The following is a 22,333-nucleotide window of genomic DNA, read 5'->3' on the forward strand; positions in this document are numbered from 1 at the left end:
CAATGTCCGAACTTCTAACCTCCCCGCTCAATGCCAAGCACGAGGAACTCGGCGCTACCTTCACGGCGTTTGGGCCGTGGAATATGCCGCTGAAGTACAACAGCGAACTGGAAGAACACCGCGCCGTTCGCACCAGCGCCGGCCTGTTTGATCTCTCCCACATGGGAGAAATCTGGGTCAATGGGCCCGATGCCGGCAAGTTCTTGTCCTACTCCTTCATCTCGAACCTGGATTCGCTGAAGGTGGGCAAGGCCAAGTACTCCATGATCACCGCTGAAGACGGCGGCATCATCGATGACCTGATTTCCTATCGCTTCGAGGAAGAAAAGTTCCTCGTTGTGCCCAATGCCGGCAATGCCGATATCGTCTGGGACGAGCTCAATAAGCGCGCCGAGGGTTTTGACGTTGAGCTCAAGAACGAGTCCCGCGATGTTGCCATGATCGCCGTGCAGGGCCCCAAGGCCGCAGAGATCCTCGTCCCGCTGGTAGAGGACAATAAGCAAGAGGCCGTCTACGAGCTGGGCTACTACGCCGCCACGATGGGCAAGGTAGCGCGCACCTTCGCCATCATCGCGCGCACCGGTTATACCGGTGAGGATGGCTTCGAGCTCATCGTCTACAACTCCGATGCCCCGCAGCTGTGGGAAGAGTTGCTCAAGGCGGGCGCGGAATATGACATCAAGCCGTGCGGCCTAGCCGCGCGCGATTCGCTGCGCCTGGAGGCCGGCATGCCGCTCTACGGCAACGAGCTCTCCCGCGAAATCACCCCGGTAGAGGCGGGAATGTCGCGCGCCTTTGCCAAAAAGGAAGCGGACTTCGTCGGCGCTGAGGTCATCCGCAAGCGCGCCGAGGAAGGCCCGCAGGTCGTTATCTCCGGGCTCACCTCGGATCAGCGCCGCGCCGCGCGCGCCGGCGCCGAGGTCTTCCTCAATGACACCAAGGTCGGCACCGTCACCTCTGGCCAGCCCTCCCCCACTCTTGGCCACCCAGTGGCCATTGCGCTGCTCGATACCAGCGCGGAGCTCGAACCGGGCACCGCAGTCGAGGTAGAAATCCGCGGCAAGCGTTATCCTTTTGAGGTAACCGCGTTGCCGTTCTACAAGCGCGATAAGTAAGCCACCCGCACACCCTAAATATTCAGCCCGAAAGGACTCCATATCATGTCTAACCTGCCCCAAGACTTTTCCTACTCCGAAGACCACGAATGGGTTAACGCCGCCAAGGACGCCGTAGAAGGCAAGACCGTTCGCATCGGTATCACCTCCGTGGCCGCAGACCGCCTGGGCGAGGTCGTCTTCGCAGAACTGCCAGAGGTAGGCGATACCGTCACCGCCGGCGATTCCTGTGGCGAGGTCGAATCCACCAAGTCCGTGTCTGACCTTTTCTCCCCGGTCACCGGCACCGTGAAGGCCGTCAACGATGCCGTGCACGATGACTACGCCGTCATCAACAACGACCCCTTCGGTGAAGGCTGGCTCTTCGAGGTCGAGGTGGATGAAGCAGGCGAGCTCATGGAGGCTGACGAATACGCCTCCGCTAACGGCCTAGACTAAAAGGCGGTTCGTTCGACACCCTCGAACATAAAATAAGGCGGGAGGATGCCATGGCATTCTCCCGCTTTGCTTTTCCTCGCTTTGCTTTTCCCCACCAAAGAAGACGACACTAGAGATTATGACTGCACCACGCGATCCTTTCTTTCCCGCTGAACGCTCCATTCGCGCCTCGGACAACCCCCTTGAAATACGCCACTTGGGCCGCATGGATTACCAAGAGGCATGGGATTACCAGGCGGAGGTGGCGGCGGCGCGCGCGCAGGGCACGCAGGACGATGTGGTCTTAGTGGTCGAACACCCCAATATCTACACCGCGGGCAAGCGCACACAGCCTGAGGACATGCCGGATAACGATCTGCCGGTTATCACCGTGGACCGCGGCGGGCGTATTACTTGGCATGGCGAGGGGCAGTTGGTGCTCTACCCCATCATCAAGCTGGCGGAGCCTGTCGATGTTGTCGATTATGTCCGCCGCCTCGAGGAGGCCACCATCCAGGCGGTGCGCGAGCTGGGCGTGACTACCGCAGGCCGCATCGACGGCCGCTCTGGGGTGTGGGTTCCTTCTACCACCCAGGCTAAAGATCCTTCCGCCTCGCAGCGCGATCGCAAGATTGCGGCGCTGGGAATCCGCATTACCCGCGGGGTTACCATGCACGGCCTAGCGCTCAATTGCAGCAATACGCTGGAGTATTACGATCACATCGTGGCCTGTGGCATCGATGATGCAGATATCACCACGCTGTCGCTAGAACTCGGCCGCGAGGTCACGATGGAGGAAGCCGCTAAACCGCTTTTGCGGGCGCTTGATGATGCCCTCTCGGGCCGCCTCACCGTCGCCGACCACAGTTTCGGTTCCGCGCCCGATCCCACGAAGCTTGCGAATGAGAAGGCGCGGGAGCGGCGTCGGCAAGCGCAGGCTTAAGCCCCGTGGCCCTAGTTTGGGGCTAGCGTGGAATAGTTGTGCGCCCGCGCGCCTTGAACCTAGAAGAGCTATTAGCCATCACCATCTTTAATCGATAAAGTGAGTATTTGTGACTGTAAAGCCTGAAGGACGCAAGATGCTCCGCATTGAGAAGAAAAATGCGGAGTCGCCCATCGAACAAAAGCCGCGGTGGATCCGCAACCAGGTACGCACCGGACCGGGCTATGAGGACATGAAGTCCCGCGTGGCCGGCGCTTCCCTGCACACCGTCTGCCAAGAAGCCGGTTGTCCGAATATCCACGAATGCTGGGAATCCCGCGAGGCAACCTTCCTCATCGGCGGCGATAAGTGCACCCGCCGTTGCGACTTCTGCGATATCGCTACCGGCAAGCCGGAGCCGCTTGACCGCGACGAGCCGCGCCGCGTGGCCGAAAACATCCAGGAAATGGACCTTAACTACACCACCATTACCGGTGTGACCCGTGATGACCTCCCAGATGAGGGCGCGTGGCTATATGCGGAGATCGTGCGCAAGATCCACGAGCTCAACCCGCACACCGGCGTGGAGAACCTCACCCCGGATTTCTCTGGCAAGCCAGACCTGCTCGAAGAGGTCTTTGAGGCACAACCGGAGGTCTTCGCGCACAACCTGGAGACCGTGCCGCGCATCTTCAAGCGCATCCGCCCGGCCTTCCGCTACGAGCGCTCCCTCGATGTCATCCGCCAGGCCCACGACTACGGCCTCATTACCAAGTCCAACCTGATTTTGGGCATGGGCGAGACCGAGGACGAAGTCGAGGAAGCACTGCGCGACCTGCGCGAGGCTGGCTGTGACATCATCACCATCACCCAGTACCTGCGCCCCGGCCCGCGCTTCCACCCCATCGAGCGCTGGGTGCGCCCGGAGGAATTCGTGGCCCACTCCAAGCTGGCCAAGGAGCTGGGCTTCGGCGGCGTCATGTCCGGCCCGCTGGTTCGCTCCTCCTACCGCGCCGGCCGCCTGTACGTGCAGGCCATGGAAAAGCGCGGCCTGGAATTGCCGGAAAACCTCCAGCACCTGAAGGAAACGTCCCAGGGCGCTACCGCCCAGGAGGCATCCACTTTGCTGGATAAGTACGGCCCTTCCAAGGAAACCCCGGTGACCACCCGCATGGCCAAGACTCCGGCCAATGCTAATTCGGTCGCGGCAACCGTGCGCTAAACCGCGGAATATTCTTACTCGGCCCTCGCCATCTGCGGGGGCCGTTTAACATTTATGTCACCTGACCTTTAAAGTAGGAACCATGGCGAAAGATGACAAAGCAGCCCTGAAAGCTGCCAAGAAGCAAGAACGCGCGGCCAAGCGCCAAAAGCGTAAGCAAACCTGGTCACAGTTGTGGCAGGCATTCAATTTGCAGCGCAAGCAGGATAAGGCTCTCATCCCTATCATGCTGGCCGCCTTCCTCGGCGTCGGCCTACTGTTCTTCCTCATTGGCCTGCTCTTTAATGGCCAGTGGTTCATGCTGATTATCGGCTTGGGCTTGGGTGCGCTTTTGGCGATGTTCCTATTTACCCGCCGCTTGGAACGCGATATGTACAAGCGCGTCGAAGACCAGCCCGGCGCCGCCGGTTGGGCCTTGGAGCAGCAGCTGCGCAATACCGTCGGCATCGTGTGGTCCGTAAAGTCTGGCATCGCCGCCACCCGCCAGCAGGACCTTATCCACCGGGTCATCGGCAATGCGGGCGTCATCTTCGTGTGCGAGGGCAATAAGAACCGCCTTCGCCCCACCCTTAACCAGCTGAAAAAGCGCGTGGACAAGATTGCCGGCGGCGTGCCGGTCTATGAAGTCTACGTCGGCACCGGCGAAGACGAGGTGCCGGTATCCAAGCTGCGCAACCACCTCATGAAGCTGCCGCGCAACTACAATAAGAACGCCACCTACGACAATATCCGCCGCATTGAGGCCATGGACTCGATGCCTGGGACGATGCCGGGCATGCCCAAGGGCCCAATGCCGCAGCAGGCACAGAACATGTCCGGCATGAACCGCCGCATGCGCCGCGCGCAACAACGCAAGGGCAAGGGCTAAACACACCGTTAGCCCTTCGCCTTGGCTAGGCTTTCGGCTCTCGCCTTGCTCTACAACACAAACAGTCCCTGCAACCACCCGATTGGGAAAGGTTGCAGGGACTGTCGTGGTTTTCGTGGCTATACGGTGCGCGGGACTTATCCCCGCGCGCCGCTAAGAGTTAATAACGATGGTGCCCGTCGCCCGGTCGTGCATGCCGCGCCCGTCCGCATCCACCATGGCGGCTGGGAAGATGACGCCGGTCAGCAGCGTGCGCACTGCCGCGCGCCAGAGCCCCACCTGCGCGCCCGGCACGTCCAGGCGAGCCACGCCCATGCCAAGGATGAGCATTCCGGGGGTGCGTGCGAACAGCCAGCCACATACGATGCCCATTAATGCCCAGAGCGCATAGCCCAAAAAGGACACGCCGCCAAGCTGCGTGGTGACCATGTGGATGACGTTAGCCAGCAGCATGCAAATGATCCAGTCAATGGCCACGGCGCCTGCGCGGCGGCCTACCGACGCCATGGATCCGGGTCCGGATTCCGGCAGGCCCAGGTTTTCACCAGGCCACCGTCCGGGGGTTCCTGCATCGTCATATTCGCCCGGAATATTGGGCCCATCGAGCCACGTGCGCTTGTCTGCCATGCTCACCAATTTAGTTGCCCCTCACTCAGAAGTGAAACGAGGCTATTGGCCATGCCGGCCGGATAAAACTAGTAGGCTATAGGCAGATAATTCATCGGCCAACAAACAGGAGGCAATCTTGTCTTTCGAGACAGTGCAGGACATCGTCCAATATATTCAGGATGAGGACGTAAAGTTCGTGGATGTCCGCTTTACGGACGTCCCCGGCACCGAGCACCACTTTTCCATCCCTGCCAGCGAATTTACTGAAGAAGATGCCGAAAATGGCTTGGCCTTTGATGGTTCTTCCATTCGTGGGTTTACCACCATTGAGGAATCCGATATGACGCTGCTGCCGGATCCGGCCACCGCGCATATCGATCCCTTCCGTTCGGCGAAGACCCTGAATATCAAGTTCTTCGTCCACGATCCCTTTACCTTTGAGCCCTTTACCCGTGACTCGCGCAATATCGCCCGCAAGGCCGAGGAATACTTGCAGTCCACGGGCATCGCCGATACCTGTAACTTTGGCGCCGAGGCCGAGTTCTACCTTTTCGATTCCGTGCGCTATGGCACCGATATGCAGCACGGTTTCTATGAGGTGGACTCCGATGAAGGCTGGTGGAACCGCGATAACGAGACCAACCTGGACGGCACCCCCAATACCGGTTACAAGACCCGCGTAAAGGGCGGCTACTTCCCCACCCCGCCGTACGATAAGCACAGCGAGGTCCGCGATGACATCGTGGCCAACCTGCAAGAGGTCGGATTTGAGATCGAGCGTTTCCACCACGAGGTAGGCGCGGCACAAAACGAGATTAACTACCGCTTCAACTCGCTGCTGCACGCCGGCGATGACATCCAGACCTTCAAGTACGTGGTCAAGCGCACCGCCCAGGAGTGGGGCAAGACCGCGACCTTCATGCCTAAGCCGCTGGCCGGCGATAATGGTTCCGGCATGCACGCCCACATGTCCCTGTGGAAGGACGGCGAGCCCCTCTTCCACGATGAGGCTGGCTACGCCGGGCTTTCCGATATCGCCCGCTACTTCATCGGCGGCATCCTCCACCACGCCGGTGCCGTGCTCGCCTTTACCAACCCAACGCTGAACTCCTACCACCGCCTGGTCCCTGGCTTCGAGGCGCCAATCAACCTGGTGTACTCCCAGCGCAACCGTTCGGCCGCGATCCGCATCCCGATCACCGGTTCCAATCCAAAGGCTAAGCGCATCGAGTTCCGCGCCCCGGACCCATCCAGCAACCCATACCTGGCCTTTGCCGCCATGATGATGGCCGGTGTGGATGGCGTGAAGAACCGCATCGAACCACACGCCCCAGTGGATAAAGACCTCTACGAGCTGCCTCCAGCAGAGGCCGAGTCCATCCCGCAGGCACCAACCTCCCTGGAGGCCTCCCTAGAGGCTCTGAAGGAAGACATGGACTTCCTGACCGAGGGCGATGTCTTTACCGAGGATCTCCTCGAGACCTACATCAACTACAAGTACGAAAACGAGATCAACCCCGCGCGCCTGCGTCCCACCCCGCAGGAGTTCGAGCTCTACTTCGACTGCTAAATCGTCGCTGCTAGTTCTCAGCTAGCTCCGGATAGAAGGCAGCCACCTAAGCATTAGTTAGGTGGCTGCCTTCTTCTCATGCTTACGGCGGTACCGCTGAGCATGCCCGAGAGCGTCGTCATAATCGACGCTCACTTTGAGGCTGGACGCTCTCTGCAGCACACATGAGGGTTTTCACCAGGCAAAAAGTGGCTCAGTCTTAGTAAGAGGCTTCGGATGAAATTAGAATCTGGATAGTGACTGATACTTTCCGCCAACTTCCCCCTCCTGGTCCTGCATGGGCCGGCAGCCTCATGGGCACCTCCATCGTCTCACGCATGTTGGTTGAAGAAGACATGCTCGTTGCCGCTGGAGTATTTGCTGCACTTGCATGCGCCATATTCGTCGTGCTGACTGCCGGTTACGCCCGCTACCGCAGTCCGCGATTTGAGAGGACCACCATGGCGGAATGGTCCATGTTTTTCATCGGCGTCCTCGCGCTTGGGGCGGCATTATCCGGTTTGACGGACATTGGAATATTCCGCCTCGTCGGCTTTTGGGTAGGTGGTCCCGTCACCGTCATCACGTGGGGCATTCAGCTCACTCGCTTCGATGGAGAGCCGCGCTTTACCTGGGGTCTCCCCTTGGTAGGGCCAATGATTTCGGCATCGGTAGCCGGGTGGTTGGCCCGCGATTACGGGCAGATTTACCACATCATGGGTACCGCGCTCTTCGCTATGTCTTTGCTGACGGCAGTCCCGGTATTTGTCTACGTCTACTGGGCGGCGTGGCACGGCAAAGTGGATTTTAGCGGTGGAAAATCCGCCACCGCGTGGGTGCCACTGGGCGTGGTTGGGCAATCTACTACCGCAATGCAGATCCTCTACCCCGGCAGTGTCTCCGTGTACTACGGGCTTATCGCGCTCGCCATCGCCATCCCGTTATCGCTGTATGCGATGGTGAACTTTTATCCGCAAGCAGCCCGCTGGGTTCCCTATTCCCCTGCGTGGTGGGCGTGCACCTTTCCGCCTGGCACCGTGAGCATGGGCGGGCACCAGACCGCATTGGTCAATGGTTCAGAATGGCTTGACGTTATCGCGCTGAGCATTCCCCTGCTGCTTATCGCTCACTGGTGCCTGTGCTCAGCGCGCTTCTTAGGCTGGCTCTGGGAGGGCCGCACACGCAAAGAACTGACTCACTAGGTGATGTCTTCCCTCGTCTATCATCGGGCCATGAGCTCTTCGCCTATTACCTTCATTGCCTGGGATGCTGCGGACCTTGCCGGGGTGCGGGAGGTGCTCGCCGGCTTGCGGCGCGACGGGGTCTTTTTATTCCGAGCAAGCCTAGCGCTTGAAACCTCCTGGCTTGGCGATGGCGCCCAGGATTTCTATGGCACCGCCTGGGAATGGGGGCCAGACGATAGCGAGCTATTTTTTGAGCTGGCGCGCCGCAGCAAGCTGCTGATGACTATCGATGCCACGGTCATTTGCTGCGGTTACGACGAAGACGTGGAAGAGGCCAGGGAGTGCATCGCCCAAGAGCTGGTCGTAGCGAACAGCGCGCAGGAGTTAAAGCGACTGCTCATAGGCGCGGAGGAAACGCGCTAGAGCCCGGGCTGCTCGCTGCGCTTCATCCAGCCCATGCGGGGAGAAAAGCCTTGCGGGTGCTTGAGGTGCGCCACGGCATCCGCGATCATCAGGCGATGGCGCCGCGACACGCTATCCGGGAGGTGGGCCACCGAGAACCACTGCGCTTCGGTATTTTCTTCATCGCTGATGACGGGCTCGGCGCCGTCGGCGACAGATAGGCGCAGCGCGGTGCTCATGAACATGCATTCATCGCCATTGGGATAGGTCACCGGACCGGATTGGCCAACACCGAGGAGTGCTTCCACCTTGGCATCGAGGCCCACCTCTTCTTTGACCTCGCGCAAGGCGGTGGTCGTAATCTCTTCGCCCGGCTCACAGATGCCTTCGACCGGGGTCCACACGGCATTATCGGCGCGCTTGACTAGCAGTACAGACGGCACCTCCCACAGGGCCGCACCGGTGGGGACATCGCGGAGAATGATGGCGCTGCACGCGGGGACGAAGATCTGATCGTGGCCGATGGATTCGCGCAGCTTCACAATATAATCAGGCGTTGGCATACCACCTAGCGTAGCCAATCTTGGCCGGTCCTATGCCACGGGGCCGAGGACCTTCAGCGCCAGTTCTTGGATATCCGGTGCGGTGGTAAAGGCCACGTCGATGTTTTGTTGCGTGTCTTCACAGCTATGCCCCTCGTCCAAGGGCTCGGTGATTCCAGAAACCAGCCCCACAATGGTCTGCCGGCCATCCACATCGCCGTAAACGGGCCCGCCGGAATCCCCGACGGCACTGCACATCTCCGCCAAGGCAGCGTTGGAATCGTGTTCTAGGCCCTGGTAGTTGAGCTGCGTGGAATCCACGGCGTTTTTTACGTTCCCACAGGTCACAATGGTGGAACTGCCCAGCTTGCACACCGCATCCGGCAACTTGTTCAGCTGCGTGGCTACGGTGGTGGCTACCTCGCCTGGGGTGAAGTACTGCGCATCGCGGTACAGCTCGATAAAGGCAACGTCTAAGTGATTGGTCTCCTCGGCAAAGAAGTCCGAATAGATCACCTCGCCTACTGGATCGGCTGGGTAGGCGAAATCGCCCTCTTGGGTTCCGGCCCAGACCTTATCGCCAGGTTTGCCGCAATGGGAGGCCGTCACGGCGATGGTGCGGCCATCGGCAAGCGCGAAGGACCACGCCGCGGTGCAGGACTGGAAGTTAAAGTACTCGCCCGGCTGTGGGTCGCTCGTGGTTAAATTCAGCGCGGCGCCTGGGGGTACCGGCACCACCGCGGGCTCATAAAACTCGTTCGGCGGCGCCGGCGGTGGCGTGTCAGTGGATTGCGCAACCACCCCATCCTGCTGCTGGGTGGCATCGGTGCTACACGATGCCACCATAAACAGCCCTGCTGCTGCCAGCAGGCTACTGGCTATCCGTACCCGCGTCACCTGCAGAGTCCTTGTCCTGTTCTTCCTTATCCGCCTCTGCTTGTGCTTTTAAGTCGCGGATGAATTTTTCCGGATCGAATTCGGTATAGTGCTCCGGTCCGGCGAAGTTTTCTAATGCCATGTGGTTGCTACACCTCCGTGTTCTTGATGCTCGAGGTAATAAAGTCCTTCACCGCTGCCGCATCGTTGGGCAGATCCGCCACGTGACGTTCCGCGTCCAGGATGTCAGCGAAACGCTCTGGTGGTTGCGGCGCGCTCCCGATGGCCTCGGTAATGGTTTCGCTGAATTTTACCGGCAGTGCCGTTTCCAGGCAGATAATGGGCGTCGTCACACCCTCTTTTTGGGCCGCACGCGCCACCTTGATGCCATCGGCCGTGTGCGGATCCGCCAGGTAACCATAGCGCTCGTGGACGTCCTTGATGGTGGCAAGGCGGTCATCGTGGGTAGAGGAACCGGACAAGAAACCATAATCTTCGCGCGCGGCCGTGATGAGCTCTTCTTCAAGGTTAAACCTGCCTTCTTTGACCTTGGTACCAAAGAGATCTGCAACGCGGGCGGCATCGCGTCCTAAAAGATCGAAGGCGAAGCGCTCGAAGTTGGAGGCACGGGAAATATCCATCGACGGCGATGAGGTGGCCATGGTTTCCGCGGCCGGACGCGGGCGGTAGTTGCCGGTGCGGAAGAACTCATCCAATACGTCATTCTCATTCGTCGCCACGATGAGACGATCGATGGGAAGGCCCATGCTGCGAGCGATATGCCCGGCGCAAATATCGCCGAAGTTACCGGTAGGAACGCTAAAGGATACCTTCTGCTCGTTAGTATCGGTGACCTTGATCCAGCAGGAAATATAGTAAACCACCTGGGCTAGCAGGCGCGCCCAGTTAATGGAGTTGACCGCGCCGATGCGGTAGTTGGCCTTAAATTCCGCATCGCTGGAGACGGCCTTTACCACGTCCTGGCAATCATCAAAGACACCGTCGAGGGCGATATTGAAGATATTCGGATCATCCAGGCCAAACATTTGGGCCTGCTGGAAGGCGGTCATGCGCCCAGCCGGAGTCAACATGAAAACGCGGATGCCGTCGCGCCCGCGCATGGCGTACTCGGCGGAAGAGCCGGTATCGCCGGAGGTAGCGCCCAAAATATTCAGCGTCTCCCCGCGGCGGGCAAGCTCGTATTCAAAAAGCTCGCCCAAAAGCTGCATGGCCATATCTTTAAATGCAGCGGTGGGGCCCTCGGACAGGTGGCCGATAAAGAGGGCATCGCCAAGCTCAGTGACCGGCACGATCTCTGGGGAGGCAAATTTCGGGTTGGTATATGCCCGGGCTGCGATTTTATCCAGATCCTCGTCTGGAATATCATCGATAAACAGCTTGATGACCTCGGCCGCAAGGGCGGCATAGCCGTTGGTTTTCACCACATCGCGCCACGCATCCAACGTGGCGGAATCTAGTTGCGGGTAGGTTTCAGGCAGGTAAAGGCCACCATCGGGCGCGAGCCCTCCTAAAAGGATATCCGTAAAGGATGCGGGCTGGCCGGTGGTATCACGGGTCGAAATATACTTCACAAGATGAATCCTAGTAGTTAACGCGTAAGGTATCAGCCATGTCGCAGCCAAATCCCAGAGAAGTTATCACAACCCAGGCGTTAATGATTTGGATCGCGGCAATGGCGGTCTACCTCGTAGCCATTACCGGGCGGTCTTCCTTCGGCGTAGCCGGCCTCGATGCCATCGAGCGCTTCGACGTCGATGCCGGGCGCATCGCGGTATTTACCTCCGTGCAATTGGGCGTTTATGCCATCGCGCAGATCCCCACCGGCATGCTGATCGATAAATTTGGCCCCCGCATCCTGCTCGTGGTGGGCGCGGTCATTATGGGCGTTGGCCAGGTCATACTCGGCTTTACCAGCAATTACGGGGTAGCTATCTTCGCACGCGTGCTCATCGGCGCCGGCGATGCCACGGGCTTCTTATCGGTGATGCGCATCCTGCCCTACTGGTTCCCGCTGCACCGCACACCGATGTTTACCCAGGTGACTTCCTCCATTGGCCAGATGGGCCAATTCATTTCCGCCGTCCCCTTCCTCTGGTTGCTAGGAACTGCGGGATGGACCGCGGCGTTCGTGACCTTGGGCGCAGTAGGCATCCTCGTCGCCATTGCCGCCGCCGTCGCGGTCGCTGACTCCCCAGAGAAGCTCGGGGTTATCCCTTTAGAAAAAGAACCGCCCAATTCCCAGGGCAGCAGCATCGGTGTCCGCTTAAAGGCGGTCTTTACCTCGCCCATCGCCTGGCAGGCGTACTTTATTCACTACAGCGGCATGTTGCCGCTGATTGTCTTTGTCATGCTGTGGGGCATGCCCATGATGACCCAAGGCATGGAGCTGTCCAAGGGCAAGGCCAGCCTTGTGCTCACCCTCTTGGCCGTATTTTTGGTTCTGGTCGGGCCCTTACACGGCCGGATTTCCTCCCGCGCGCAGAATATCCGTCCCTGGGTCGCGCTTGGGTTTGTGTGCCTGCACGTGCTGACCTGGGTACTATTCTTCGCCTTCGGCACCGGCGGGGGTCTGGCGGCCATCACCGTGGTCTCCTTTATCTTGGCGCTGTGCACGCCGACGTCGAATTATGGCTTCGACATCATCCGCGAGAACATGGACCGCTCCGTCGTCGCCACCGCCACCGGCTTGGGTAATATGGGCGGGTTTACCTCCGGCATGTTGGGTGCGCAATTATTCGGCATGGTCTTGGACCACTCTGCCGATGCCCCCAATTACTCTATGCCCGATTTCACCTCCGCCTCACTCGCCGTCCTCGCCGTATGGCTGTGCGGCATGGCTGGTGTCGTCATCACCCACATCCTGCGCCGGCGCGGCGGCTACGCGGGGCCATCCGTGCGGATCGTGGAAGTAACCTAGCGGTCTATTCGGGTCTTTCGGCCTCGTCCACCGTGGTGTCGGCCGCCTCTGCATCCTCCGCCTCTGCATCTTCTGCGTCTGGGTCCAAGATAAAGCTGATGGTTCCCACTGGATCCGCGAGGAACTCCCTAGTGGCGGCCACGGCTTCGGCCTCATCAAAGGAAATGCGCTGGAAGCCGGTGTCATTTAATTCCACGATATCGGCATTGGGGCAGCCTAATAGGATGGGTGAATGCGTGGCGATAAATACCTGCGCGCCGCGGTCAACGGCCTGGGCGATTTCAGCGATCAGCGCCAATTGCCGGACGACGGACAAGCCCGATTCTGGTTCATCCAGAATATAGACCCCAGCGCCGTCAACTCGTTCATAGAGCACGTCGAAGACGGACTCGCCGTGCGAGCGGGCCTGCACATCCACCTGGATGGGCAGGGTGGAACGCCCGCCGGTTTCCTCGGGGGATTGCTCGCGCGATAGCAGGTATTCGTGGGTTTCCGCGCGCAAGAAATAGGCGCGCTGGATGAGCTCCGTGCACTCACAAGCCACCGGGCTTACTGGCAAGATTGCTTCCGGATCCCCCATCCGGCCGCCCTTGGGAGAGCACCCAAGATCCGTTGCCATGGCGGCCAAGAGGCTGGATTTTCCTATGCCGTTATCGCCGACGAAAATCGTCACCGGGCGGGTAAAGGAAAAGCGCCTTAAATCCGCTAGGTAATCGAAGGCAGGCAGGCTGCGGCGATAATCCCGCGGCATGGATTTCAGGCGAATGGCATCAACCAACATGCCTGGAACTTTAGCAGCAGCGGCGGTGCACAGTTGGGGTATGCACGCTATCTCTTCGCTAGTGCTGTTGCTACCTCGAGTGCGGACTTGAGGTGCAGGATTAATGGATCCCCGGTTGCGGCTTGGGCAATGGTCTCTGCTGGAACCGTATTTACCGCAAAGGCTATCGCCAATCCCCCGCTAATAGGAAATACTATGGCTGCAGCCACCGCCAAGGTTGTAGATAATCTATTGCTTATTGTCATCGTCTCCTCCCGTCCCTCGGTAACGCACACCTTTATTCGTTACCGTTTCGTTATGGGATAACTCTAGGGAGACGAGCTGTTAAGGCCATGCCGTCAGTCTGCCGGTTTCCTGAAACTTCTTAGGGACCATTCGCAGGCATTCCAGTGCCCATGGCACTGGCCTAGTTCGCCGGGGCGCTTTCGGCCACGATGCCATCGCTGGCAGGGATGACAATCCCCTTTTCGAAGGCACCGATGATGGCCTTTTCATCGTCTTCATCCAACTCACCAGAGGCCACGGCGCTCTTTAACTCGCGCTCGAGATACTGCCGGACATCAGACTTTCCGGATTTATTCTGGGTAATATCGCGCGGCACCGATTCCAGGGGAATGCCCAATGCCTTCGCCAGCGACATCACGCGATTGGCTTCCGAAGACGCATCGCCTCCTACTGCACCATTAACCTGAGCGGGCGCTTCTTCCTGTACCACTCCCCCGGCTACGGCATCACCCACGGTCATCGTCCCTTTAGGCGGGTGATGGCGGCTGGTTGCCCACGTGCCAACGACGACGGCGATAATGGTCGCCACGGCGATACAGCCCCAGAGGTAGATAAGCTTCCTGCGGTGGGCTCCCGAAGATTTAGCCATGTTAATCCGAACTTCCTCCGAAGAAGCCATAACCATTACCGCGCGAGGAATTGCCAGTGCCGCGTTCATTCAAAATATCAATGAGCGAGCGGATCGTGGCCTCCCCAATGCCGTCGCCGCGCCCGCGCGAGCGGGAGTCCGCACCGCCCTCACGATCAAGGTCGTCTTGGCGATGCAACGCATCGAGGTTCTGCCCGCCGCTGGACGCGCCCGTGTGTGGGGCCGATACCGCGATGGTCAAGGTGGAGCCATCTAATTTTAGGACGTCATCATCGCGGACCCCTGCCGCGCGAGCGGCGGAAAGCAAGGCGGCCAATTCTCCCACGGTGGCGGAGTCCACATCGAGCTGCAGCTGAAATGACATACCAAAGATCCTTTCTCTAACTTGTTCCTACTTTAGTAGTCCGATACTTCAAAAGTTAAGGGAATGAGCGCTGTATAGACCAAGTTATGCGGCAACTTTAAGAATGCTCGAAGGATTCCTCCTCTCCCCAGAAGACTTCATCGACCACCTTGCGCGCATGCCGGGTCAATTTCAGGTACGTATCCAAGAAATCCTGGTTATTCTCCGGCGTCCAACCGGCCGCACCGGCCACCTGTGCCAGTTGCGGGCCCGGCCCAGGCAGTTGATCCACGCGCTTGCCGCGCACCAGCACTAACGCATTGCGGGCATCCGTTGCCATCAACCATGCTTTTCGCAGGTCACTGGTTTGAATAGAGCTTAAGACACCGCTTTCTTCCAGCGCATCCAATACCGGCAAGGTCCCCGGCTGCCGCAGCGCGGGGTGTTCGTGCCCGTGCATCATAATCAGCAGCTGCACCGTCCACTCAATATCGGTCAGCGCCCCGCGCCCTAGCTTCGTGTGGGTGGTGCGATCGGCTCCCCGCGGCAGGCGCTCATTATCCACGCGGGCCTTCATGCGCCGGATGGCGCGAATGGTGGACTGGCTCGCGCCGCTATCCGGGTAGCGGTATTCATCGATCATCTCCATAAAGCGCTCGCCCACTTCCTCATCCCCAGCGATGAAGGCCGCGCGCAGCAGCGCCTGCATTTCCCAGGCCTCGCCCCACTCGCGGTAATAGCGCTTGTAGGAGGCAATGCTGCGCACCACAGCACCCGAACGCCCCTCTGGGCGCAGGCCCAGGTCGACGTCCAAGGGCGGATCCCCAGAGGGCTTGGCAAGGCGGCGGCGCAGCTTATCGACGATCCCGATGGCCCACCGCATGGCCTCACCCTCATCGTCCGCAGCGTCAGGCTCTGCCACGAAAAGGACATCCGCATCGGAGCCGAACCCAAGCTCACGGCCGCCGAGCCGGCCCATGCCAATGACCGCAATGCGCGCCGGCGGTTCCGCATCCTCGTGGTCCATCCGCCAGGCCCGCACCTCAGCGCGCAGGGCGGCTTCCAAGACCGCATTCCAGATGGTCGAAAGCTCTTGGCACACCTGTTCAACGGGGATGATTCCTAAGAGATCACCGCTGGCGATGCGCGCCAGCTCCACCCTGCGCAGCGAGCGCGCGACCGCCACCGCCTTATCCGGGTGCGCATGGCGTTTGCTGGAATTAACCAGCGCCTTAGATACCTGCTCCGGCTTGGTTTCGAGCAACTTGGGGCCGGTCGCGCCATCGGAAAGCTGCTTTACCGAATCCGGGGCGCTGATGATGAGGTCCGCGGTAAATGGCGAGGTTCCTAGGATATGCATTAAGCGCTGGCCGACGATCCCCTCATCCCGCAAAATCCGCAGGAACCACGACTTATCCCGGGCGGCCTCAGATAGCTTGCGGTAATTGAGCAACCCCATATCTGGGTCCGCGGTGTCTGCCAGCCATTCCATCAAGGTGGGCAGCAAGATGGCTTGAATGCGTGCCTTGCGCGACGTACCAGAGGCCAGGGAGGTCAGGTGCTCGAAGGCGCGATTCGGCGAGCTATAGCCCAATGCCGCAAGCTGTAGCTTTGCCGCCTCGGGCGAAAGTTTGAGCTCATCGGCGGACATGGTCACCACGGAATTAAGCAGCGGGCGATAAAACAGGCGCGAGTGCAACTCGGAAATGCGCATCCTGATGCGGCGCAAATGCGCAAGCATGCCCTGCACCGCAGACTTTGTGCCCTGCGGGGAGAACCCCGAAATCACCGCGAGCCAGTTCAGGCCCGCTTCATCATCGTCTGCCGGCAGAGTGTGCGTGCGGCGAAAGCGCTCCAATTGCAGGCGGTGTTCTAAAAGGCGCAAGAATTCATAGGCTTCAATGAGCTGCGTGCCATCCTCGCGGCCCACGTAACCGGCGGAAATAAGCGCATCGAGGGCATCCACTGTCGACAACGCGCGCAGGGATTCATCGGAGCGACCGTGCACCAATTGCAGCAATTGCACCGCGAATTCGATATCGCGCAGCCCGCCGACGCCCAGCTTGAGCTCGCGATGTTTGAGCTCATCCGGCACATTATCCAATACGCGCCGGCGCATGGCTTGGACGTCTTCCACGAAGGAATCGCGCTGCGAGGCCGTCCACACCATCGGCCGAATCTGTTCCAGATAGTCCTGCCCCAGCGGCAGGTAGCCGGTCATCGCCCGCGCCTTGAGCAGGGCCTGGAATTCCCAGGTTTCTGCCCACCGACGGTAGTAGGTCACGTGCGAATCCAGCGTGCGCACCAGCGCCCCAGACTTACCCTCCGGCCGCAGGTTCGCATCGACATCAAAAAATGTCGTGGAACCAATCCGGTTAAACTCCGCAGCTAGCCTGGTGGCCTTGGGCGTTGCCTCGCTGCCGACGAAGATAACGTCCACATCGGAAATGTAGTTGAGCTCGCCGGCACCGCACTTGCCCATCGCCATGACCGCAAGCTGCGCATCGAGCGGATCATCGCCGTAGATCTTGCGCACCGCAACGGCAAGGGAGGCGGTAAGGGCGGCATCGGCAAGCGCAGTCGTCAGCGTGGTGACCTGCCGGAAGCTTACCTCCGGCTGCGGGCGGGATTGCCCCTTGCGGGAGTGGAAGGTTCCCGCCACATCGTGCGCGGCAAGCCGCATCATCAGCGTGCGGTACTGGGTCCGCATCTCCTTTTTATGCTCGCCCTCGCTCGCGCGGTACGTACCCGGCGCACTGAGATCGTCCCTCGCTGGGTCGGGAGCATCGAGCTCTGCAGCGAACGTTGCCGGCTGCGCCCCCACCGTTTCAAGCAGGCTAGTCAGCATCTCTTCTGGCTCTGGGAGGGGCTTTTTCAGCTCCTCCCATAGCTCCGGGTGCGCGGCGAGGTGATCCCCGAACGCCGTCGACGCACCCAAGAGCGCGAGAAGACGCACCCGCACTTGCTCGTTGCTGCGGATTTCCGCATCGAGCTCCGGGGCCTGCTCGTAAATGCGCACGAGGTTATTAAGCGCCAAATCTGGATCACCGACCGCAGCCAGCGTCCATAAAAGGTCAACGGACTCCGGGTTATTCCATCCCAGTTGTTCTAAGTCTTGTGCGGCATGGGACCGGCTAAGGCCCAGCGACGCCGGCGAAGGCACCGTGGCAGGACGCATTATTCTCCTAGAAGTTCAGGTTGTTGCGCAGCTCGACTGTCGTAATTTGGCGCTGGTAATCGCGCCATTCTTCCCATTTGGCGCGCAAGAAGAACTCGAAGACGTGCTCGCCCAAGACCTCTGCCATAAATTCGGACTTTTCGAACTCGCGCAGGGCCTGATCCATGCTGGAGGGAAGATCCTTATACCCCATGGCGCGGCGTTCCCGGTGGGTGAGCTGGTGGACATCGTCTTCTGCGGGCTCGTCTAATTCGTAGCCTTCCCGGATGCCGCGCAGCCCGGCGGCGAGGATGACCGCATAACCCAAGTATGGGTTCATGGAAGCATCGATGGAGCGGATTTCCACCCGGCGCGATTCCTCCTTGGTCAGGCGGTACGTTGGCACGCGCACCAGCGCCGAACGGTTCTGCACGCCCCATGTGGCCGAACCCGGCGCCTCATTGCCAAACATCAACCGCTTATAGGAGTTGGGCCACTGGTTGATAATGGGGCTCATCTCCGTAGAGTGCTCCAAAATCCCGGCGATGAATTGCTTAGCGGTGCGCGAGAGCGAAAATTCATCGTCCGGATCGTGGAAAGCATTGGACTGGCCTTCGAACAGGCTAAAGTGCGTGTGCATTCCGGAGCCCGGGAGATCCTCAAAGGGCTTGGGCATAAACGTTGCCCGTACATTGGAATCCGTGGCCACCTGCTTAATAACGCGCCGGAAGGTCATAATATTATCCGCCATGGTCAGCACATCGGCGTGGCGAAGATCGATTTCCTGCTGGCCCGGCGCGGTTTCGTGGTGGCTAAATTCGGTGGCGATGCCGAGTGATTCCAGCGCCAGCATGGCGCGGCGGCGAAATAGCGGCGCGGTATCGTGTGTCGCTTGGTCGAAATACCCGCCATTATCGGTGGGGACCAGGTCTGTCAGTTCCTTGCTGTGTTCCAGCAGGTAGAACTCGATTTCTGGTGAGGCCATGCAGGTAAATCCATCATTGGCGGCCTCGGTGACCTGGCGGCGCAGGATATGGCGCGGATCCACCACAGAGGGCTGGCCGTCTGGCTGCGCAATATCGCAGAACATGCGCGCCGTTTGCAGGTCCGGCTCGTTGTCATCAAAGGGCAGGATTTGGAAGGTGGAGGGATCCGGCAGCGCAATGGTGTCCGATTCCGAGATGCGGGAAAATCCCTCTACCGAAGAGCCATCAAAGCCAATCCCCTCCTCAAAGGCGGATTCGAGTTCGGAGGGGCTCATCACTACGGATTTGAGGGCGCCCATGATATCCGTAAACCACAAGCGAATAAAGCGGATATCGCGTTCCTCAACGGTGCGTAAGACGAATTCGTGTTGGCTATTCATGCCCTAAACCTTACCGGCTCACCGCTAGGCAGTGTGCAGTTCATTAGTCAATTTCCACATGGTCAGATTCGCAGGTCGGCAGAGTATTCAGGGGGTAACGATCGGGGGTTAATGCAGCAGGTACGGCTTCGTGGACGTGCTTTGCTAGTGGGGCAAGCGAACACCTGTACAACCTTTCTAAAGGAAGAAACTAGTATGACCTCCCACGTTGATGAACTTTCTGCCAGCGTTATCGATGCCGTAGTTACTGCCGCCCAATACGGGTGGTCCCCGGACGATTTACGCCACGTCCTGGGCGCTTATTCCTACCCCCTCATCTACCGCGCTAGCCCGCACGTACCTGCCCGCATCACCTCACCCGCGCTGCGCAAAGCGTGGCTGCAATTAGAAGCACCGCAAGAAAATTTCATTCCCCGCGATAAGATGCGCGCCATCATGAAAGAGCTGATGCACCTGCCACGTTTGCGCGATACCGAGCTTTTGGCCGGCGGCGAGCTCAGCCAAGCCGATGGTTCTAGCGACAAGCAGGATAAAATCCGCCACAAGGTCTTGGGGCTATTGCGCAAGGCCGAGTCCACGTCCTTTGCAGAAGAGGCAGAGGTGCTTATTTCTAAGGCCCAGTCGCTGCAGCAGAAATACCGCATCGAAGATCTCTTGACCGTGGACCAGCCCCGCCTCATTTCCCACCGCGTGCACGTTCACCCGCCATATATCAAACACCAGGTCACCTTGTTAGGCACCATCGCCAATGCCAATGGGTGCACCACCCTCCTCATCCACGAAAAGGGCCTTGCCTGCATCATCGGCGCGCCCGAAGACGCCGCCCACTGCGCCGATCTATTCTCCTCGCTGAACCGCCAATGCGATTGGTACATGCGCAATAGCGAGGGTGCCGAGTTTGCACGCGCAACACAGACCACCGCGGCCTATCGCCGGAGCTTCCGGCTTTCCTATGCCGCCCGGATCGGGGAGCTGCTGGAGCTGGCCAATGAAGACGGGATCGAAGAAAAACTCGATGAATCCCCCTATTGCAGCCACCACGCTGAGCTCATCGCCACCCAGACGCTACCTGCACTCCAGGCCCGCACCGATCATGCCGAGGAAACCCGCGACCGCCTATTTCCCAACCTGACCACATCCTCGCTATCTATGAATAGCCTGCATGGCATCACTGATGGCATCACAGCTGCGGATAAGTCTCACTTGGGTGGGCCAGCCACGGGCATCGATTCTTAGTACCGAAGGCGGGTGCTCCGAGGCCCGCTCTGCCTGGTTTCAGGCCCATGGTGTCGGCGGCACATTTCTACCTGTGCGCACAGCAAACGCTGCGAAATTTTTCAGGCGGTCGCTGCGCGTCACGGGTAGGATCACAGGTGAAATTAATTGTTGTAAAAGCTTAAGGGTATGTGAATGTCAACACAGACTTTCCTGGAAGTAGAAGCGAAATTCGCCGTAGCAGAATCGACTCAACTACCTGAACTCACTCGACTCGAATCCGTTGACCATATAGCAGAAACGCGCCACCACGCTCTATCCGCCATCTATTACGACACGGAAGATTTGCGCCTAACGCACGCCAAAATCACCTTGCGCCGCCGCACCGGCGGCAATGACGATGGCTGGCACATCAAGATCCCCAGCGAGGGTGGCCGGACCGAGATCCATGCCGAGCTGGGAGAACCGGTAGACGGCAAGTACGAGGTACCCCAAGAGCTGGTACGGCAGGTGCGTTCCATCGTTCGCCACAACGAATTAACCCCCATCGCGCAGGTGGATAATAACCGCACCGAGATGCTGCTCGCAGACGAGCACAATAATCCGGTCGCGGAATTCTGCGATGACCACGTCACCGCCTTTTCCTTCCTGCCCGGCGGGCAGCAGCAATCCTGGCGCGAATGGGAAGTGGAGCTTGCCGGTGAGCTTCCAGGCACCGAGGAGGGAAGCCAGTTCATCCGCCGCGCCACTTCACTTCTCATCGGCGCTGGGGCTCGCGTTTCTTCGTCCCCGTCTAAGTTGAAGTCAGCCTTGGGAGATTCCTACAACAATGCTCCCCTACCGCCCACGCTCATTACCCCAGACGTTGATGAGGATTCCCCAGCAGCAGCCGTGATTGCAGCGCTACAGACCAACCGCGACAAGCTCATTGATTACGATCCGCGCGTTCGCCGCGATGAGTGGGACTCGGTGCACCAGATGCGCGTGGCCACCCGCGAGCTGCGCAGCCACCTGCAGACTTTTCACGGTATTGTCGTCGGCCCACAGATTGAGAAGATCGAAGCCGATCTCAAAGAGCTCGCCGGCATTTTGGGTGTGGCCCGCGATGCAGAGGTTGTGGAAGAGCGCTGGCAAGAGCTCTTGGAGTCCGAAGACTCCGATACCTTGGATGCCGCCACCCGCGAACACATCTCCCGCGATATGGGAACCGCCTACCGGCGGGCGCACCGCAGGGTTATCGCCGCGCTAAATTCTGAGGAATACCTCGAATTGCTCGAGTCCCTTGACCGCCTATTGGCGGATCCCCCAACGGCCGGTGCCCAGTCTGCAGAAGATGCCGACAGCGAGGACGATTCCGCTACCGTGGACGCAGACGGGGATACGTCTGAGGATGCAGCCGAAAATTCTGCCGATGAATCCGCGGAAACGCACCCCGCAGAGGAAGAACCGACCGCTGAAAAGAAGACGGAAAAGTCGTCCAACGCCGGCGGTGCGGAGGCCGAGGACGTCGAGGCCGTGATGGCACGCCACTTGGAAAAGGCCTATAAGAAGTTGGTCAAGCGCCATAAGAAGGCGGTAGACAACTGGGATAACGCGGAGCTTTCGCTGCACGAGCGCGAGGATTATTTCCACGATATGCGCAAGGCTGCCAAGAAGCTGCGTTACGCAGCAGAGGCAGCCGGTTCCGCAACGAAGTTAAAGACCAAGCGCCTGTACAAGGCCTGCAAAAAGATGCAATCGGTCTTGGGGGATTTCCAAGACTCGGTTACCTCGCGGGATAAATTGCTCGAGCTATCCCAGAACGCGCACCGCCGCGGGGAGGATACCTTTGGTTACGGCCTGCTGTACCAGCGCGAACGCGCCATCGGCCTGGCCGCGTTGGATGATTACAACGAGTCTTTCAAAGACATCAAGGCCGCATTTAAGCCGCTGCGCAAGAAGCTGAAGAAGTAG

The 22,333-nt window shown here is 59.5% G+C and carries 21 protein-coding genes; 11 read left to right on the forward strand and 10 right to left on the reverse strand.

The features are described from left to right. Positions 1-2: 2 nt before the first annotated feature. From gcvT to ACP8IT_RS08430, 5 genes are all read left to right on the forward strand, one after another. Positions 3-1,115, forward strand: a complete 1,113-nt coding sequence (gcvT, locus tag ACP8IT_RS08410; protein WP_023030464.1) for a glycine cleavage system aminomethyltransferase GcvT — start codon at positions 3-5, stop codon at positions 1,113-1,115. Between the two features lie 45 nt (positions 1,116-1,160). Next, positions 1,161-1,553, forward strand: coding sequence for a glycine cleavage system protein GcvH (gcvH, locus tag ACP8IT_RS08415; RefSeq protein WP_005278306.1), 393 nt, complete (start codon positions 1,161-1,163; stop codon positions 1,551-1,553). Positions 1,554-1,671: 118 nt separating this feature from the next. Next, the gene (gene lipB / locus ACP8IT_RS08420) at positions 1,672-2,475 is read left to right on the forward strand and encodes a lipoyl(octanoyl) transferase LipB (RefSeq protein ID WP_023030463.1); all 804 of its coding nucleotides are present in this window, start codon (positions 1,672-1,674) and stop codon (positions 2,473-2,475) included. A gap of 136 nt (positions 2,476-2,611) precedes the next feature. After that, complete coding sequence (gene lipA, locus ACP8IT_RS08425) at positions 2,612-3,676, forward strand: lipoyl synthase (protein ID WP_005278301.1); 1,065 nt, start codon at positions 2,612-2,614, stop codon at positions 3,674-3,676. Between the two features lie 82 nt (positions 3,677-3,758). After that, positions 3,759-4,544, forward strand: a complete 786-nt coding sequence (locus tag ACP8IT_RS08430; RefSeq protein ID WP_284624739.1) for a DUF4191 domain-containing protein — start codon at positions 3,759-3,761, stop codon at positions 4,542-4,544. Positions 4,545-4,697: 153 nt separating this feature from the next. On the opposite strand, the gene ACP8IT_RS08435 is transcribed toward ACP8IT_RS08430, so the two are convergent. Beyond that, positions 4,698-5,171 carry an RDD family protein gene (locus ACP8IT_RS08435; protein WP_005278294.1) on the reverse strand — a complete coding sequence of 158 codons (474 nt, stop codon included), beginning with the start codon at positions 5,169-5,171 and terminating at the stop codon, positions 4,698-4,700. Positions 5,172-5,289: 118 nt separating this feature from the next. Between ACP8IT_RS08435 and glnA the strand changes: the two genes are divergently transcribed. The 3 genes from glnA to ACP8IT_RS08450 all read left to right on the forward strand — a co-directional run bounded on the left by glnA (position 5,290) and on the right by ACP8IT_RS08450 (position 8,309). Continuing rightward, on the forward strand, positions 5,290-6,723 hold the full coding sequence (gene glnA, locus ACP8IT_RS08440; protein ID WP_284641368.1) for a type I glutamate--ammonia ligase: 1,434 nt from the start codon (positions 5,290-5,292) through the stop codon (positions 6,721-6,723). A 236-nt stretch (positions 6,724-6,959) separates the two neighbouring features. Next, entirely contained in the window at positions 6,960-7,904 is a 945-nt protein-coding gene (locus ACP8IT_RS08445) for a TDT family transporter (protein WP_490289901.1), read from the forward strand. Positions 7,905-7,934: 30 nt separating this feature from the next. Beyond that, complete coding sequence (locus tag ACP8IT_RS08450) at positions 7,935-8,309, forward strand: hypothetical protein (protein ID WP_126319450.1); 375 nt, start codon at positions 7,935-7,937, stop codon at positions 8,307-8,309. Here ACP8IT_RS08450 and ACP8IT_RS08455 read toward each other — a convergent pair. The 4 genes from ACP8IT_RS08455 to thrC are packed head-to-tail and all read right to left on the reverse strand — an operon-like array spanning position 8,306 to position 11,298. Further along, entirely contained in the window at positions 8,306-8,851 is a 546-nt protein-coding gene (locus ACP8IT_RS08455; RefSeq protein WP_005278283.1) for an NUDIX hydrolase, read from the reverse strand. The two genes, ACP8IT_RS08450 and ACP8IT_RS08455, sit on opposite strands and share 4 nt — an antisense overlap. 30 nt (positions 8,852-8,881) lie before the next feature. After that, positions 8,882-9,727: a trypsin-like serine protease gene (locus tag ACP8IT_RS08460; RefSeq protein ID WP_474897791.1), complete on the reverse strand. Its 846-nt coding sequence runs from the start codon at positions 9,725-9,727 to the stop codon at positions 8,882-8,884. After that, a complete protein-coding gene (locus tag ACP8IT_RS08465) occupies positions 9,702-9,848 on the reverse strand; it encodes a hypothetical protein (protein WP_005278279.1) in 147 nt (48 codons plus the stop codon). Before ACP8IT_RS08465 ends, ACP8IT_RS08460 begins: the two co-directional genes overlap by 26 nt. A 7-nt stretch (positions 9,849-9,855) precedes the next feature. Continuing rightward, complete coding sequence (gene thrC, locus ACP8IT_RS08470; protein ID WP_490289902.1) at positions 9,856-11,298, reverse strand: threonine synthase; 1,443 nt, start codon at positions 11,296-11,298, stop codon at positions 9,856-9,858. Positions 11,299-11,336: 38 nt separating this feature from the next. On the opposite strand from thrC, the gene ACP8IT_RS08475 reads away from it, so the two are divergent. Next, positions 11,337-12,644, forward strand: a complete 1,308-nt coding sequence (locus ACP8IT_RS08475; protein ID WP_490289903.1) for an MFS transporter — start codon at positions 11,337-11,339, stop codon at positions 12,642-12,644. Positions 12,645-12,648: 4 nt separating this feature from the next. Here the strand turns inward: ACP8IT_RS08475 and ACP8IT_RS08480 are convergent, their stop codons facing one another. The 5 genes from ACP8IT_RS08480 to ACP8IT_RS08500 all read right to left on the reverse strand — a co-directional run bounded on the left by ACP8IT_RS08480 (position 12,649) and on the right by ACP8IT_RS08500 (position 19,165). Next, entirely contained in the window at positions 12,649-13,425 is a 777-nt protein-coding gene (locus ACP8IT_RS08480) for an AAA family ATPase (RefSeq protein ID WP_349835621.1), read from the reverse strand. Between the two features lie 406 nt (positions 13,426-13,831). Then, positions 13,832-14,299, reverse strand: coding sequence for a hypothetical protein (locus ACP8IT_RS08485; RefSeq protein WP_126319458.1), 468 nt, complete (start codon positions 14,297-14,299; stop codon positions 13,832-13,834). Position 14,300: 1 nt separating this feature from the next. After that, positions 14,301-14,663 carry a hypothetical protein gene (locus ACP8IT_RS08490; RefSeq protein ID WP_490289904.1) on the reverse strand — a complete coding sequence of 121 codons (363 nt, stop codon included), beginning with the start codon at positions 14,661-14,663 and terminating at the stop codon, positions 14,301-14,303. A gap of 97 nt (positions 14,664-14,760) precedes the next feature. Then, the gene (locus tag ACP8IT_RS08495) at positions 14,761-17,820 is read right to left on the reverse strand and encodes a bifunctional [glutamine synthetase] adenylyltransferase/[glutamine synthetase]-adenylyl-L-tyrosine phosphorylase (RefSeq protein WP_490289905.1); all 3,060 of its coding nucleotides are present in this window, start codon (positions 17,818-17,820) and stop codon (positions 14,761-14,763) included. A 7-nt stretch (positions 17,821-17,827) separates the two neighbouring features. Then, positions 17,828-19,165 carry a glutamine synthetase family protein gene (locus ACP8IT_RS08500; RefSeq protein ID WP_005278236.1) on the reverse strand — a complete coding sequence of 446 codons (1,338 nt, stop codon included), beginning with the start codon at positions 19,163-19,165 and terminating at the stop codon, positions 17,828-17,830. A 195-nt stretch (positions 19,166-19,360) separates the two neighbouring features. Here ACP8IT_RS08500 and ACP8IT_RS08505 point away from each other — a divergent pair, with 195 nt between their 5' ends. Continuing rightward, the gene (locus ACP8IT_RS08505; protein ID WP_490289906.1) at positions 19,361-20,401 is read left to right on the forward strand and encodes a DUF2786 domain-containing protein; all 1,041 of its coding nucleotides are present in this window, start codon (positions 19,361-19,363) and stop codon (positions 20,399-20,401) included. Positions 20,402-20,575: 174 nt separating this feature from the next. After that, the gene (locus ACP8IT_RS08510; protein WP_284623253.1) at positions 20,576-22,333 is read left to right on the forward strand and encodes a CYTH and CHAD domain-containing protein; all 1,758 of its coding nucleotides are present in this window, start codon (positions 20,576-20,578) and stop codon (positions 22,331-22,333) included.

Source organism: Corynebacterium sp. LaCa_23, from assembly GCF_058182375.1.

Excerpts from the sequence above, each read along its gene's own strand:
- ACP8IT_RS08495 (WP_490289905.1), bottom strand. The coding sequence starts at position 17,820 with ATGCGTCCTGCCACGGTGCCTTCGCCGGCGTCGCTGGGCCTTAGCCGG.
- ACP8IT_RS08435 (WP_005278294.1), bottom strand. The coding sequence starts at position 5,171 with ATGGCAGACAAGCGCACGTGGCTCGATGGGCCCAATATTCCGGGCGAA.
- lipB (WP_023030463.1), top strand. The coding sequence starts at position 1,672 with ATGACTGCACCACGCGATCCTTTCTTTCCCGCTGAACGCTCCATTCGC.
- ACP8IT_RS08450 (WP_126319450.1), top strand. The coding sequence starts at position 7,935 with ATGAGCTCTTCGCCTATTACCTTCATTGCCTGGGATGCTGCGGACCTT.
- ACP8IT_RS08455 (WP_005278283.1), bottom strand. The coding sequence starts at position 8,851 with ATGCCAACGCCTGATTATATTGTGAAGCTGCGCGAATCCATCGGCCAC.
- ACP8IT_RS08475 (WP_490289903.1), top strand. The coding sequence starts at position 11,337 with ATGTCGCAGCCAAATCCCAGAGAAGTTATCACAACCCAGGCGTTAATG.
- gcvH (WP_005278306.1), top strand. The coding sequence starts at position 1,161 with ATGTCTAACCTGCCCCAAGACTTTTCCTACTCCGAAGACCACGAATGG.
- ACP8IT_RS08490 (WP_490289904.1), bottom strand. The coding sequence starts at position 14,663 with ATGTCATTTCAGCTGCAGCTCGATGTGGACTCCGCCACCGTGGGAGAA.
- lipA (WP_005278301.1), top strand. The coding sequence starts at position 2,612 with ATGCTCCGCATTGAGAAGAAAAATGCGGAGTCGCCCATCGAACAAAAG.
- ACP8IT_RS08485 (WP_126319458.1), bottom strand. The coding sequence starts at position 14,299 with ATGGCTAAATCTTCGGGAGCCCACCGCAGGAAGCTTATCTACCTCTGG.
- ACP8IT_RS08480 (WP_349835621.1), bottom strand. The coding sequence starts at position 13,425 with ATGTTGGTTGATGCCATTCGCCTGAAATCCATGCCGCGGGATTATCGC.
- ACP8IT_RS08505 (WP_490289906.1), top strand. The coding sequence starts at position 19,361 with ATGACCTCCCACGTTGATGAACTTTCTGCCAGCGTTATCGATGCCGTA.
- ACP8IT_RS08465 (WP_005278279.1), bottom strand. The coding sequence starts at position 9,848 with ATGGCATTAGAAAACTTCGCCGGACCGGAGCACTATACCGAATTCGAT.
- ACP8IT_RS08500 (WP_005278236.1), bottom strand. The coding sequence starts at position 19,165 with ATGAATAGCCAACACGAATTCGTCTTACGCACCGTTGAGGAACGCGAT.
- gcvT (WP_023030464.1), top strand. The coding sequence starts at position 3 with ATGTCCGAACTTCTAACCTCCCCGCTCAATGCCAAGCACGAGGAACTC.
- ACP8IT_RS08430 (WP_284624739.1), top strand. The coding sequence starts at position 3,759 with ATGGCGAAAGATGACAAAGCAGCCCTGAAAGCTGCCAAGAAGCAAGAA.
- ACP8IT_RS08510 (WP_284623253.1), top strand. The coding sequence starts at position 20,576 with ATGTCAACACAGACTTTCCTGGAAGTAGAAGCGAAATTCGCCGTAGCA.